The organism is Neisseria sp. P0006.S009, from assembly GCF_051962915.1.
Classification (GTDB): domain Bacteria; phylum Pseudomonadota; class Gammaproteobacteria; order Burkholderiales; family Neisseriaceae; genus Neisseria; species Neisseria subflava_E.
In genome coordinates this window covers 1-269 of the sequence record NZ_JBQCUV010000015.1, presented here as the reverse complement: position 1 = coordinate 269, position 269 = coordinate 1, and the positions used below count along the sequence as shown (strand labels likewise).

The 269-nt window shown below is 55.0% G+C and carries 1 protein-coding gene; it reads right to left on the bottom strand.

Annotation, left to right across the window (positions count from 1 at the left end; translation table 11 throughout):
* Nucleotides 1-269, bottom strand: a 269-nt coding sequence (locus tag ACTHTK_RS10285) for a beta-ketoacyl synthase chain length factor (RefSeq protein ID WP_440379752.1), incomplete at both ends; no start/stop codon positions are given.

Below are 269 nucleotides of genomic sequence, written 5' to 3'. Positions count from 1 at the left end.
GTTTCAAAGGAATCGGCGGCAACGGCCAACGCGGTATGCTCACTCATGTCATTGCGCAACATCGACCATTGCCCAATCGTTGCGTTGTGAACGGACAGGCCGAATGATGTCGGCGACACGGTATGCGTGTTCAAAAGCTCTTGCCACAATTCAAAGCTGCTGTTGCTTTCGCCGTCGTGCGAAACGTACACCGGGACGCTTTCGGGATATTGGTCGGCCAGATTCCATTCGGCATCGCAAACCAAGCGTGCTGCTTTTCCCAAGCGGCG